Source organism: Caballeronia fortuita, from assembly GCF_001544835.2.
Lineage (GTDB): Bacteria > Pseudomonadota > Gammaproteobacteria > Burkholderiales > Burkholderiaceae > Caballeronia > Caballeronia fortuita.
Map to the genome: position 1 here is coordinate 272,757 of NZ_FCNX02000001.1, position 12,695 is coordinate 285,451.

General features: G+C 61.2%; 13 protein-coding genes and 1 pseudogene. 6 read left to right on the forward strand and 8 right to left on the reverse strand.

The genetic code is table 11. The features are described from left to right. Positions 1 to 64 precede the first annotated feature (64 nt). Complete coding sequence (locus tag AWB77_RS01300) at positions 65 to 1,195, reverse strand: integrase (protein ID WP_061132582.1); 1,131 nt, start codon at positions 1,193 to 1,195, stop codon at positions 65 to 67. 223 nt (positions 1,196 to 1,418) lie between these two features. Between AWB77_RS01300 and AWB77_RS01305 the strand changes: the two are divergent. Continuing rightward, positions 1,419 to 1,830, forward strand: a pseudogene (locus tag AWB77_RS01305) (VOC family protein). On the opposite strand, the gene AWB77_RS01310 reads toward AWB77_RS01305, so the two are convergent. Both AWB77_RS01310 and sap1 read right to left on the reverse strand, forming a co-directional pair. Next, positions 1,827 to 2,372, reverse strand: coding sequence for a YaeQ family protein (locus AWB77_RS01310; RefSeq protein ID WP_061132583.1), 546 nt, complete (start codon positions 2,370 to 2,372; stop codon positions 1,827 to 1,829). The pseudogene AWB77_RS01305 and the gene AWB77_RS01310 overlap by 4 nt on opposite strands. A 229-nt stretch (positions 2,373 to 2,601) precedes the next feature. Beyond that, on the reverse strand, positions 2,602 to 2,946 hold the full coding sequence (gene sap1, locus AWB77_RS01315) for a surface attachment protein Sap1 (protein WP_061132584.1): 345 nt from the start codon (positions 2,944 to 2,946) through the stop codon (positions 2,602 to 2,604). Positions 2,947 to 3,317: 371 nt separating this feature from the next. On the opposite strand from sap1, the gene AWB77_RS01320 reads away from it, so the two are divergent. Together AWB77_RS01320 and AWB77_RS01325 are read left to right on the forward strand one after the other, a co-directional pair. Beyond that, entirely contained in the window at positions 3,318 to 3,944 is a 627-nt protein-coding gene (locus tag AWB77_RS01320; protein ID WP_061132585.1) for a LysE family translocator, read from the forward strand. Further along, positions 3,941 to 4,411, forward strand: coding sequence for an SgcJ/EcaC family oxidoreductase (locus AWB77_RS01325; protein ID WP_061132586.1), 471 nt, complete (start codon positions 3,941 to 3,943; stop codon positions 4,409 to 4,411). Before AWB77_RS01320 ends, AWB77_RS01325 begins: the two co-directional genes overlap by 4 nt. Before the next feature lie 12 nt (positions 4,412 to 4,423). On the opposite strand, the gene mnmE is transcribed toward AWB77_RS01325, so the two are convergent. Then, positions 4,424 to 5,812 carry a tRNA uridine-5-carboxymethylaminomethyl(34) synthesis GTPase MnmE gene (gene mnmE, locus AWB77_RS01330; protein ID WP_061132587.1) on the reverse strand — a complete coding sequence of 463 codons (1,389 nt, stop codon included), beginning with the start codon at positions 5,810 to 5,812 and terminating at the stop codon, positions 4,424 to 4,426. Between the two features lie 311 nt (positions 5,813 to 6,123). Between mnmE and AWB77_RS01335 the strand changes: the two genes are divergently transcribed. Then, positions 6,124 to 6,540: a hypothetical protein gene (locus AWB77_RS01335; RefSeq protein ID WP_061132588.1), complete on the forward strand. Its 417-nt coding sequence runs from the start codon at positions 6,124 to 6,126 to the stop codon at positions 6,538 to 6,540. Positions 6,541 to 6,611: 71 nt separating this feature from the next. Here AWB77_RS01335 and yidC read toward each other — a convergent pair whose 3' ends face one another. The 4 genes from yidC to rpmH are packed head-to-tail and all read right to left on the reverse strand — an operon-like array spanning position 6,612 to position 9,325. After that, positions 6,612 to 8,282, reverse strand: a complete 1,671-nt coding sequence (yidC, locus tag AWB77_RS01340; RefSeq protein WP_061132589.1) for a membrane protein insertase YidC — start codon at positions 8,280 to 8,282, stop codon at positions 6,612 to 6,614. 8 nt (positions 8,283 to 8,290) lie between these two features. Continuing rightward, the gene (gene yidD, locus AWB77_RS01345) at positions 8,291 to 8,596 is read right to left on the reverse strand and encodes a membrane protein insertion efficiency factor YidD (protein ID WP_061132590.1); all 306 of its coding nucleotides are present in this window, start codon (positions 8,594 to 8,596) and stop codon (positions 8,291 to 8,293) included. A 58-nt stretch (positions 8,597 to 8,654) separates the two neighbouring features. Further along, the gene (gene rnpA / locus AWB77_RS01350; protein WP_096031074.1) at positions 8,655 to 9,167 is read right to left on the reverse strand and encodes a ribonuclease P protein component; all 513 of its coding nucleotides are present in this window, start codon (positions 9,165 to 9,167) and stop codon (positions 8,655 to 8,657) included. A 23-nt stretch (positions 9,168 to 9,190) separates the two neighbouring features. After that, complete coding sequence (gene rpmH / locus AWB77_RS34115; protein ID WP_006998755.1) at positions 9,191 to 9,325, reverse strand: 50S ribosomal protein L34; 135 nt, start codon at positions 9,323 to 9,325, stop codon at positions 9,191 to 9,193. Positions 9,326 to 9,730: 405 nt separating this feature from the next. Here rpmH and dnaA point away from each other — a divergent pair, with 405 nt between their 5' ends. Both dnaA and dnaN read left to right on the forward strand, forming a co-directional pair. Continuing rightward, positions 9,731 to 11,317, forward strand: coding sequence for a chromosomal replication initiator protein DnaA (dnaA, locus tag AWB77_RS01355; RefSeq protein WP_061132591.1), 1,587 nt, complete (start codon positions 9,731 to 9,733; stop codon positions 11,315 to 11,317). A 265-nt stretch (positions 11,318 to 11,582) separates the two neighbouring features. Next, positions 11,583 to 12,686 carry a DNA polymerase III subunit beta gene (gene dnaN, locus AWB77_RS01360; protein ID WP_061132592.1) on the forward strand — a complete coding sequence of 368 codons (1,104 nt, stop codon included), beginning with the start codon at positions 11,583 to 11,585 and terminating at the stop codon, positions 12,684 to 12,686. Positions 12,687 to 12,695: the final 9 nt, after the last annotated feature.

Consider the following 12,695-nt stretch of genomic DNA (forward strand, 5'->3'; position numbering starts at 1 on the left):
CTGGACGGAGCGAGCGTCCATGGGCATCTCCTATGCACGCCGCCCTGAAAAGCTGATATTCGATTTATGCCAGCCTCTTTGCTAAATCTTCGGCTCGCGGGTGGTAGTAACGCATTAGCATGCGTGGGTCTTTATGGCCTGTTATCTTCGTCAGTTCGTGCATTGGAAAGATCGACGCCAACCGGGAGGTTGCCTCATGTCGCAGGTCGTGAAAGCGAAGGTCTGTGAGAAATTTGCCGTCTGGTCTTAGCTTGGCCGCTTCGGACTGTTCGACATAAAGCTTCCGGGCGCGAGCGACTGCGCGTTCGAACGCCCTCGTAACGGCGTCACTGCGGATTTCGAACACGCGGTCGGCGGCGTCCTCACCACTCTTGCTCGTGTCACATTTTGCGCGATCTCGCCCGTCCTTTATCGCCTGAAGCACTGCAACCGCGCGCGAAGATAGCGGCACGTCACGAGCATCTCCGTTTTTCGTCGATGGCAGATGTACCACGCGGCGTCTTAGATCCACGTTTATCCAAGACAGGGATACGATCTCACCCCGACGCATTGCGGTTTCAACGGCCAGCCAGATGATTGATGGCAGCAGCGTCGACCTACTAGCTTTGGCTATCCATTCGATCTCGCTGTCGCGCGTACCGCGCTGTGATTCGGAGTCTTCTTCGTCCACGGCACTCCCCAATACGTCGCTGATCGCAATGCGCCGGGTGCGGGCATTGTTCGGCACCGGCTTGCGGATCAGTTCAACCGGATTTGACAGGCTGTCCATGCCCCATTCTTTGCGGGCGATGCTGAACACATGGGACATAACCGCGAGCCGGCGTAAGACCGTCGCAGGTTTGTAGTCCTTGAGCCATTCGTCGCGGAGCTTTGCTATGTCCGCGCTGCGAATCGTTGCGAGGGGCCGCTGTGCGAGATTTGCTGCCTTGCAGGTCTTCAGAACCGACAACTCCTGTGCGACGCCCTTTTTTGCGAACGAGATTTCGCCCTCGTAGCGTATCAGCGCCTCGTAGACCGTTGTGGTCTCGGCCTCGCTGCGGCTAACCCATATTCCCCGTGACATTTCCGACTCGATCATTCCGGCCCAAGCTTCCGCCTCCGCCTTGGTATTGAATGTCCTACTTTGCGCCGGGTAGCCGCGACGGCGTACCTGCGCCTCCCATTGGTATTGTCCACGCTTCCGTATCGTCGGCATTTTCTCGATGCTTGCTCAAGCTAGTGTGGCAAGATTGTGGCAAATATTCCCTTGCAACGCCAGAAACCGCGATGCGTATAGCCTGATTTTTACATTCGCAATGCGAAGGTCGGGAGTTCGATCCTCCTGCTCCCACGAATCCAAAAGGGCTCGGCGTAACCGCCGAGCCCTTTTCATTCCCGCCACCCGCACTAAACTCCCCCTCACACCCCAGTGAGTCCCCATGCACTTCCAGATCCACACCTAGACCACATCGTGCTCCGCTGCGCCGATCTCGACGCCATGGTCAGTTCCTACCGCACCGTCCTCGGTTGCCCTATCGAGAAAGAGCAACGCGATCTCGGTCTCGTACAGATGCACGCTGGCCGCTCGCTGATCGATCTACTGGCCGTCGGCGCGAAGATCGATCGCCCGGAAAGCGGCCAAGCCGGCGCGAGGCGCAACATGGATCACCTTCGCCTGCGCGTCGAGCCCTTCGACGCAGACGCCTTGCGCGCCCACAGCAAAAGCACAACGTGCGCATAGGCGAAGAAGCACGCCGCTACGGCGCCGAAGGCTTCGGCCCGTCGCTTTATCTCTTCGATCCGGAAGACAACATGATCAAACTCAAAGGCCCGCCCGAACCCAAGCCCTAAGCAGCCTTCAACACGCTCCAGCGAATCGCCACGGCATCCATCTTCTCGCTGCCAAGCGATGCATCGCCGTCCTGCACCATCAACTGCAGGCGCATCGTCCGTTCGGCCAGCTTGCCGAGCGCTTCCGCGATGCCATCATCGAGCGACCAGACCGTCACGTTCTGCAGTCGCTCGACCTTGCTCTTCACGCCGTTCCACCAGATATCCGCGGTCCTGCCCGCATACGCGACGACGATCACGCGCTCCGAACGCCCGCTCGCCTTCGAGATGCGTCGTTCATCCGGCTGGCCGACCTCAATCCACGTCTGTATTTGCCCGGTGAGATCCTTCTGCCAGAGATCGGGCTCGTCGGTATCGGAAAGACCCTTGCAGAACTCGAGGCGCTCGTCGGCAAAGAGGCCGAACGCGGCGATGCGCACCATCATTCGTTCGTCAGTCTCCGACGGATGACGCGCAATGGTCAGGGAATGATCGCCGTAGTAGTGGCGATCCATATCGGCGATCTGCAGCTCCGCCTTGTAAATCGTAGATTTGAGGGCCATTCAGCATCGGACGCCGGTTCTTCGGCCGGCGCAAGGTTTGTCGATAAGGCGCGATCGATCGCGCGCGAAACCGACATTGTGCGGCGAATCCACGGAAATTTGGAAGGCGTCGGGCACGCGCGATACCCCGCGAGCGCGGGAAGCGTGCCGCCGATAAACGCGAGCAAAAGCGAATTGACGCGATTCAAAATCGCGCCGAATTACCGATTTACCCCACTTCGAAAACCGCTTATTGATCGATGAATCGATCCGCGGTCCACATGCCTTGCGTATCGCTATTGGAGGCATTCGCGAATTCGATGTCGTGGCCCACGACACGAATCACGCGAAAGTGCGAATCGACCGGAGTCGATATGCATTCGAATCCCTCAAAGAACTGCTGCATCTTCTGATGCTCGCCGGCTTTCGCGTGCTGATCGGCAGAATCGAATTTGTCCTTGGACAAACAGCCATACGAATTCGGCCGAAAGGTGAAGGTCTGTTGAGGCTGAATAACGCTGTCCTGAGCTTGTGCTACGGAAACGACTGTGAACAAACCCATCATCGCGAAAAGAGCACCGGCGCGTTTCTTCATGTAATAGCCTCCAAACGAAATCGTTTCGAGATTAGCTATGTATTTAAAAGCGGATGACCGCAAAACTCATGCTAGATGACTAAGACCAACTTGCAAGCATATGTTGTGTGCGATCGCAATACCGCAGAATGACGCAGTGAACTAAAGGGATGATCAATGAACCGAAAATCACCAAAATGCATAGCTGAGGGAAATGAAAGCTTGCATGCCCTGGCATCCTTCCAAGGCAATTTGCCCCGCGCGTGCCTTTGGTGCGGCGCATTAACCATGTGCGAGGCAAGGCGAACACAGACGTCAAGCTGGCTGAACGGCCTATTGCAAGCAATGGGCGTTCATGGATAAATCCACCGATAGAACCCAGGAGAACAAGCATGAACCTCGCTCAATGGCTGCCGTTCGCGATCGCGTCGGCGATTCTCGTTGCGATTCCCGGCCCGACGGTGCTGCTCGTCGTGTCCTATGCGCTCGGGCACGGTCGCAAGTACGCGTTCGCAACGACCATCGGCGTCGCGCTGGGCGACCTCACCGCGATGACCGCGTCGATGCTCGGCCTCGGCGTGCTGCTGGCGGCATCGGCGGAAATGTTCATGGTGGTGAAGTGGATCGGCGCGGCGTATCTCGTGTACCTGGGCATCAAGCTGTGGCGCGCCCCCGTCGTCGATACAGACGCCGTGCAGCCCACGGGCGAACTTCGCACGAGCCGCATCATGGCGCACGCGTACGCCGTGACGACGCTGAATCCGAAGAGCATCATTTTCTTCGTCGCGTTCGTGCCGCAGTTCGTCGATCCGCATACGGCAAGCGTGTCGCAGATCGCGATTCTCGAAGCCACGTTCGTCGGGCTGGCGGCGGCCAACGCGTTCGCGTACGCGCTGCTCGCGTCCGGCGCGCGCAAGGCGATTCGCAAGCCGTCCGTCCAGCGCGCGGTGAACCGCACGGGCGGCGCGCTGCTGATGGGCGCGGGCGTCTTCGCGGCGGCGTGGAAGAAGGCCGCATGACTCCGTCCGACGACTGGACCGCGAACGCGCGGCACGTGTATTTCGGCTTGCTCGACGACTGGAACCGGCAGGACGCGGCCGCGATGGCGGCGCGCTTCACCGAGCGCGGCAGCCTGATCGGTTTCGATGGCAGCGCGATCGACGGCCGAACCTGCATCGAAGCGCACCTTCAGCCGATCTTCGCCCAGCATCCGACGCCGCGTTTCGTCGCGAAAGTGCGCGAAGTGAGGAGAATGGCGAACGGGCAGACCTTGCTGCTGCGCGCCGTCGCCGGCATGTGGCCGCGCGACTCGACCGCCCTCGAGCCGAGTCTGAACACGCTACAGTCGATGGTGCTGTCGCTCTGCGACGGCGTCTATCGAATCGAAATGTTCCAGAACACGCCTGCGGCGTTCCACGGACGGCCGGAGGAAAGCGACAAGCTCAGCGCGGAACTGCGCGCGATTGGCAAGCCGGCGGGCGCGTGACGTCGCGGAAGATCATTTGCCTATGCAGAAGCGGCTGAAAATCACGCCCAACAGGTCATCGGACGTGAATTCGCCCGTGATCGCGTTGAGATCGTCCTGTGCGAGCCGCAGTTCTTCGGCGAAAAGATCGAGCACTTGCGAATGCTGATCGGCGTGCTCGGCAGCGAGCGCGAGATGATCACGCGCCTCGCGCAGCGCGATCAGATGACGCTCGCGCGCGAGGTACACGCTCTCCGCGCCCGCCTGCCAGCCCGCGATCTTCAGCAGTTCATCGCGCAGCAGCGAAATGCCTTCGCCGGTTTTCGCCGACAAGTTGACTTCGCGCGCGCCGTCCTCGCCATCGCGCGCGGTTGATGGCGTGCCCGCCAGGTCCGTCTTGTTCTTGACTCGCACGACGGGCACGCCCGCCGGAAAGCGCGCCGCGATCGTCCGATCTTCGGGCGTCACGCCCTCGCGCGCATCGAGCAGATGCAAAACGACGTCGGCGCGCTCGATCTCGCCCCACGTGCGTTCGATGCCGATACGTTCCACTTCGTCCTGCGTCTCGCGTAGCCCGGCCGTGTCGACGATGTGCAGCGGAATGCCTTCGACCTGAATCGTCTGCGCGACCTTGTCGCGCGTCGTGCCGGCTATCGGCGTGACGATGGCGAGCTCCGCGCCCGCGAGCGCGTTCAACAGCGACGACTTGCCTACGTTCGGCTGACCCGCGAGCACGACTGACAAGCCTTCGCGCAAAAGCGCGCCCTGCCGAGCGTCGGCGAGAACCGCGCCCAGCCGCTCGCGGATACGCGCGAGCTTGCCGCGCGCGTCGGCGGCTTCGAGGAAGTCGATTTCTTCTTCGGGGAAATCCAAGGTCGCTTCGACGAGCATGCGCAGCGTGATCACGTCTTCGACCAACGCGTGAATCTCGCGCGAGAACGCGCCTTCCAGCGATCGGCCAGCCGAGCGCGCGGCCGCCTCCGTGCTTGCTTCGATCAGATCGGCGACGGCTTCCGCCTGCGCGAGATCGAGCTTGTCGTTGAGAAAGGCGCGACGCGTGAATTCACCGGGCTCGGCGAGACGCAGACCGAAATCGCGCCCGGCTTCGATCGCACGCTGCAAGACGAGTTGCAGCACGATCGGGCCGCCGTGGCCCTGCAGTTCGAGCACATGCTCGCCGGTGTAGGAGTGCGGCGCGGGGAAATAAAGGGCGATGCCGCGATCGAGCGCCTCGCCGTTCTCATCGATGAACGGGACGTAGCTCGCGTGACGCGGCAGGAGTGCCTGGCCACACAGCGCATGCATCGCCTTGTGCGCGGCGGCTTCGCCCGCGCGGCCGAACGACAGACGCACGACGCCGATTCCGCCGCGCCCCGGCGCGGTGGCGATTGCGACGATCGGATCGGTGTCGTTGCTCAGCATGACGATGGCGCGATGGGATGGTTTCGAAGTGCGGGCATTGTATCGCGGCGTCTGTATCGGGCCGCGGCGTGCGCAGTCTCCAAGCAATTAGAAGTTATCTTTTTTGAGATAAACGGCTAGACTGTCGCCGGAAGAGTAAATTTTTGAGTCAAGTCAGTTCAGGGCGTTGCGGTGAAACGCGCAGCGGCATCGGTATGTTGCCAAAAGGCAATCAAATCGAACCCGTATTTAAGATAAAAAACTTCATAAACACGCCATTTATAGCGTAGTTGGTTGACTGGTAAGCAGCGATTGCCTCGCACAATCCAGCCATGCCTACACCACAAGAAAAAGCCGATTTCTCCGAACGGCTCAAATTTTCGATGACTCGCGCGCCCGAAAAGATGCGCGGCGCGACGGATCTCGCTTTGCATTTCAATCTGCGTTATCGAGGCGAACCGGTTTCGCCGCAGACGGCGCACAAGTGGCTTACCGCGCGGTCGATTCCAACCGTCGACAAGCTGAAGACGCTCGCCGAATGGTTCAAGGTCGATCAGCATTGGCTGCACTACGGGCCGCCGCCGAGCGGCATGCCACAGGTGACGCCCAAGCCACTCGCACGCGACGAGCAGTATCCCGCGTCAGAAGAAACGCTCGAGCTGGCGACGAAGATCGAGGCGCTGTCGCCGCATCATCGGTATTTGCTCGAGGAACTCATCGAGCAGTTCTATGGGTCGATGAAGCGGTAACTTCCCATCCCCAAGACAAAACGCCCGGCCATAGCCGGGCGTTTCCGCATCCGAAGAACCAGCAGAAGCGCTTACGCGACCTTCTTCTTGCCCTTGCCCATCATGCGCGTGATGTAGTACTGCTGCGCGATCGACAGCACGTTGTTCACCACGTAGTACAGCACGAGACCGGCCGGGAAGAAGAAGAACATGACCGAAAACGCGATCGGCATGAACATCATCATCTTCGCCTGCACGGGGTCCGGCGGCGTCGGATTGAGCTTCGTCTGCAGGAACATCGAGACGGCCATCAGGACCGGCAGGATGAAATACGGGTCCTGCTGCGACAGATCGTGAATCCAGCCGATCCACGGCGCGCCGCGCATTTCCACTGACGACAACAGCACCCAGTACAGCGAGATAAAGACCGGAATCTGCACGACCACCGGCAGACAGCCGCCGAACGGATTGACCTTCTCGGTCTTGTACAGCGACATCAGTTCGGCGTTCATCTTCTGCGGATCGCTCTTGAAGCGCTCGCGAATCTGCTGCATGCGCGGCGTGATTTCCTTCATGCGCGCCATCGACTTGTAGCTCGCCGCCGAGAGCGGGAAGAACACCGCCTTGATGAGCAGCGTGAGCAGCACGATCGCCCAGCCCCAGTTGCCGACGTAGCTGTGAATCTTCTCGAGCAGCCAGAAGAGCGGCTTGGCGATGATCGTCACCATGCCGTAGTCCTTCACCAGTTCCAGACCCGGCGCGATGCCTTCCAGCATGCGTTCTTCTTCCGGACCGGCGAAGAGACGAGCATCGACATTCACGGCCTGTCCCGGCGCGATGGTCTGCGCGGGCAGCGTCACGCCGACGCGATACAGATCCGGATCGATCTTCTGCACGTAGATGTCGCGCTTCACGCCCTGCTGCGGAATCCACGCCGACGCGAAGTAGTGCTGCACCATCGCGATCCAGCCGTTGTCCGAAGACGGTTCGAACGATGCCTTGTTCTTGTCGATATCGGAGAAATCGATCTTCTGGAAGTGCTTCTGATCCGTGTAGACAGCCGGCCCGATGAACGTGTGCGAGAAGCGCGGCGTCTCGACCGGCGTGTTGTCGCGCACGAGTTCCATATAGAGCTTCGGCGTGACCGGCGCGGCGCCGACGTTCTCGATCTTCGTATCGACGTTGATCACGTAGCTGCCGCGCGTGAACGTGTAGGTCTTGATGACCTTCACGCCACCCTTCACCGGCGATTCGAACGCGATCTTCAGCGTCTTCTCGTCGCCCGTCAGCGACGTCTGGCCGGGAACCGGCGTGAAGATGTCGTTGTGGTTCGGGAAGTCGCCGCCGAGCAGGCCCGTGCGCGCGAGGTACGTGTGATTAGCGGTGTGATCGAAGAGCGTGATGTAAAGGTCGGGCTGCTTGCCGTCGCCTTCCTTGACCAGCGAAAGCTTCGAGAGCGTGCCGCCGCGCGTGTCGATCTCACCGGAATACACGTCCGTCGTAAACTTGACGAGCTGCGCTTGCGCCGTGGCGGGCGGCGTCGAAGTGCCGGGAGCGGCCGTACCCGCAGGCGCGTTCGGCAGCTCGGACGGCTGCGCGCCGGATGCGGCTGTGCCCGGTGCCGGGTTGCTGGCGGTCTTGGCGGGTTGCGTCGCGCTCGGGAAGAACATCGACGGGCGCCCATGGTCGCGCTGCCAGTTGTCGAACAGCAGGACAACTGACACGAAGAAGATGACCCATAGGACGGTGCGTTTGATATCCATGCGTTGTCTCAGTGTCGATCGGAAAGCGCTTCAGCGCCGTTTAGTGTTGAAAGCTTGTCTTGCCCGGAGCCTTTGGCTTCCGCGCTCGATTCTTCTGCGTTGGGAGGCGGCACGAGATCGACGCCGCCGGCCGAAAGGGGATGGCAGCGGCACAGCCGCTTCACGGCGAGATACGTGCCATGCGCGGCGCCATGATACTGGATTGCTTCGCGCGCGTAGTCGGAACAGGAGGGATAAAAGCGGCACCGGTTGCCGAGCAGAGGGCTCACAGCAAGCTTGTAGAAGCGCAACAACGCGATGAGTGCCGTTTGCATAAGCTTCGCGCCGCACGCCCGAGTTGCCATCGAAGGCAAGTCCGGCGCAATCCGCGCTTCATGACCCTGACGGGCCGGATGTTTCGTCGACGGCGGGCGCCGCCACGGTTTCGGCCCTGCGGCGCGCGGCTTCGCGCACGGCACGGTCGAACAATGCTTCCAGCTCGCTGCCGACGAGCGCCCGCAGCGGCGGGGAACTCGCGCTCCGCATCGCGCGGCGGTCGATCTTCGCGTGCAGTCGCACGAGAATGTCGAATCCGTTCAACTGGCTGCGCCGCAGCCGGAACGCGTCGCGCGCAAGCCGTTTGATCAGATTGCGCGTGACGGCGCGCGGCGCCTGCTTCTTGCCGATCACCAGCCCGAGCCTCGCTTCCTTCCCGGACGGCTTGCCGTACAGAACGAAATGCGGCGAACGGCGCCAGGGGCGCAAACGAAAAACGGATGAGAACTCATCCGTTTTCAGCAGCCTTGCGGCCTTGGGGAACACAGCCTGCGCCGGCAACTGAACGATGTCCTGTCTCAAGACTTCTGTGCGGCGCGTGAGCGGCTCGCCGTCGAGTGCAACATCCAACCGCGAGCGAACACTCGGCGGACTTAAACTGCCAGGCGCTTGCGGCCCTTCGCGCGGCGAGCGTTGATGACCTTGCGGCCGCCAGCGGTCTTCATGCGAACGCGAAAGCCGTGGGTGCGCTTGCGACGGGTAACGGAAGGTTGGTAAGTACGTTTCATGGTGCTCTCACTTGAGTAAATTGACCGCGCGGGCTAAGGCTCCAGTGTGGTCACTGCAAGCGCGATGGCCGGAGGTTCAGGAATTCTGTTTTCGCGGAACCCGCTATTTAAACCGTTTTCCTATTGACCGTCAATAGTTTAGCGCCATCGAGCATGTAATCGACGCGATTCGCGACCCGTCCGGCGGGCTGATTTGACCCTGTGGATAACTCGCGCGCTGCCCTCGTTTGGCGTTAGAATCTCGCCTTACTCCCAAATATCCGCCCGCTGCTTCGGCCCGCCGTCCGCCCGCAAACCCTTGCGGCGTAAGCCTCCGGAGCATCCCTGCTCGGCCGTGCCGGGACTTGTCCGAACGTTCGGCAAGCACGGCCCGCAGGTGCGGAGCAACCATAACGACCGCATTCGATGAACGATTTCTGGGAACACTGTTCCGCACTGCTCGCGCGTGAACTCACGCCGCAGCAGTACGTCACGTGGATCAAGCCGCTGACCCCGGTCGACTTCGATGCCGACGCGAACACCCTGCGCATCGCCGCTCCCAATCGCTTCAAGCTCGACTGGGTGAAGAGCCAGTTCTCGGGCCGCATCGCCGATGTCGCGCGCGACTTCTTCAGCGCGCCCATCGACGTGCAATTCGTCCTCGATCCGAAAGCGACCGCGCGCAACGCTATCGGCGGCGGCCCGAGCGCCGCGCCACGCCCGATTGCAACCGCGAGCGCGTCCGTCGCGCCGCGCGCGCCGGCGCCGTCGGCGGCCGTGCCTCGGGCGCCTTCGGTCGTCGCGCATGCGAACGCCACCGCGCACATCAACGCGCTCGCCGCCGAAGCCGCGCAGCAGGCGCAGGCCACGCACGAAGACCAGGCCGATCTCGATCTCCCCAGTCTCGACGCGAACGAAGCCGCCGCGGGCCGGCGCACGTGGCGTCCGGGCGGCGCGCCGTCGGCTGCGGGTGAAACCGATTCCGCCTACGAGCGCTCGAAACTGAACCCTGTGCTGACGTTCGACAACTTCGTCACCGGCAAGGCGAATCAGCTCGCGCGCGCGGCGGCCATCCAGGTCGCCGACAACCCCGGCATTTCGTACAACCCGCTCTTTCTCTATGGCGGCGTGGGCCTCGGCAAGACGCACCTGATTCACGCCATCGGCAATCAATTGCTGATGGACAAGGCCGGCGCGCGCATCCGCTACATCCACGCGGAACAGTATGTGTCCGACGTCGTGAAGGCGTATCAGCGCAAGGCTTTCGACGACTTCAAGCGTTACTACCATTCGCTCGATCTGCTGCTCATCGACGATATTCAGTTCTTCTCCGGCAAGTCGCGCACGCAGGAAGAATTCTTCTATGCGTTCGAGGCGCTCGTCGCGAACAAGGCGCAGGTCATCATCACGAGCGACACGTATCCGAAGGAAATCTCGGGCATCGACGATCGCCTGATCTCGCGCTTCGACTCCGGCCTCACGGTTGCGATCGAGCCGCCCGAGCTGGAGATGCGCGTCGCGATTCTCATGCGCAAGGCGCAGTCCGAAGGCGTGAGTCTGTCGGAGGACGTCGCGTTCTTCGTCGCGAAGCATCTGCGCTCGAACGTGCGCGAGCTCGAAGGCGCGCTGCGCAAGATCCTCGCGTATTCGAAGTTCCATGGCCGCGACATCACGATCGAACTGACCAAGGAAGCGCTCAAAGACCTTTTGACGGTGCAGAACCGGCAGATTTCGGTGGAGAACATCCAGAAGACGGTGGCCGATTTCTACAACATCAAGGTCGCCGACATGTATTCGAAAAAGAGGCCGGCTAACATTGCGCGCCCGCGCCAGATCGCGATGTATCTGGCGAAGGAGCTGACGCAGAAGAGCCTGCCCGAGATCGGCGAACTTTTCGGCGGACGCGATCACACGACCGTGCTGCACGCGGTGCGCAAGATCGCTGCCGAGCGCGGCACCGATGCGCAGTTGAATCACGAACTGCACGTGCTCGAACAGACGCTGAAGGGCTGAACGTCCGAGTGACGCGCGGCGAAGAACGCACGCGTCATTTATTGCGCCCGCCAGCCTGTTTTTTAACGAAAACGTCCCCATTTTTAGGGAGCGGTTCCGTTTTGAGGCACAATATAGGTTTAGCCGTCCGTGGCCTGGGCGGCATTCGAGCGCAGTTTTCGCGAGTGACCGGCGGGGGGCCGGCAACGCGTGTTACGAGGTTGTCCGTCGGGCAAATCTGGTGGCGAAACCGGCGGACAGGCCGTCACATCAACGAAGGAACTCTATGCAACTGGTCAAGACCGAACGAGATAATCTTCTAAGGCCGCTGCAAACCGTGAGCGGCATCGTAGAACGCCGCCATACGTTGCCAATCCTCGCGAATTTGCTCATCACCAAGAACGGCGCCGATGTGTCGTTCCTCTCGACCGACCTCGAACTCCAGATCACGACGCGCGCCGACTTCGGCGTCGGCAGCGACCAGGTTGCCACCACGGTCGCCGCGCGCAAGCTGCTCGACATTCTTCGCGCGATGCCGCCGGGTGAAGTCGTGCTCGACCTCTCCGACAAGCGCCTCACCGTGCGTTCCGGCAAGAGCCGTTTCGCGCTGCAGACGCTCGCCGCCGACGAATTTCCCACGGTCAACCAGGCTACAGACTTCGGCGCGAGCCTTTCGGTTCCGCAGAAAACGTTCCGCCAGTTGCTCGGCATGGTCTATTTCGCGATGGCCCAGCAGGACATTCGCTACTACCTGAACGGCATGCTGCTCGTGGTGGACGGCGACCAACTGATGGCGGTCGCGACGGACGGCCACCGTCTCGCGTTCTCGTCGATGAAGATCGAAGGTTCGTTCGCGCGCCAGGAAGTCATCATTCCGCGCAAGACGATCCTTGAACTCCAGCGCCTGCTCGAAGACATCGACGATTCATTGAATATCGATATCGCCGCGACGCAAGTGAAGTTCACCTTCGGTCAGGTCGAGCTCGTGTCGAAGCTCGTCGAGGGCAAGTTCCCCGACTTCCAGCGCGTGATTCCGAAGTCGCACAAGAACACGTTCGAGATCGGCCGCGAAGAATTGCAGCGCTCGCTGCAGCGCGCGGCCATTTTGACGTCGGACAAGTTCAAGGGCGTGCGCTGCCTCGTCGAGCCGGGCCAGCTCAAGATCATGTCGACCAACGCGGACCAGGAAGAGGCGCAGGAAGAGTTGGAGATCGCTTATCAGGGCGACACCGTCGATATCGGATTCAACGTCACGTATTTGCTCGACGTGCTCGCCAATCTGAAGGTCGACACGCTCAAGGTGAGCCTCGGTGATGCCAATTCCAGCGCGCTCATCACGATTCCCGAGAACGAGGAATTCAAGTATGTGGTGATGCCGATGCGCATCTGACGCAGTCAA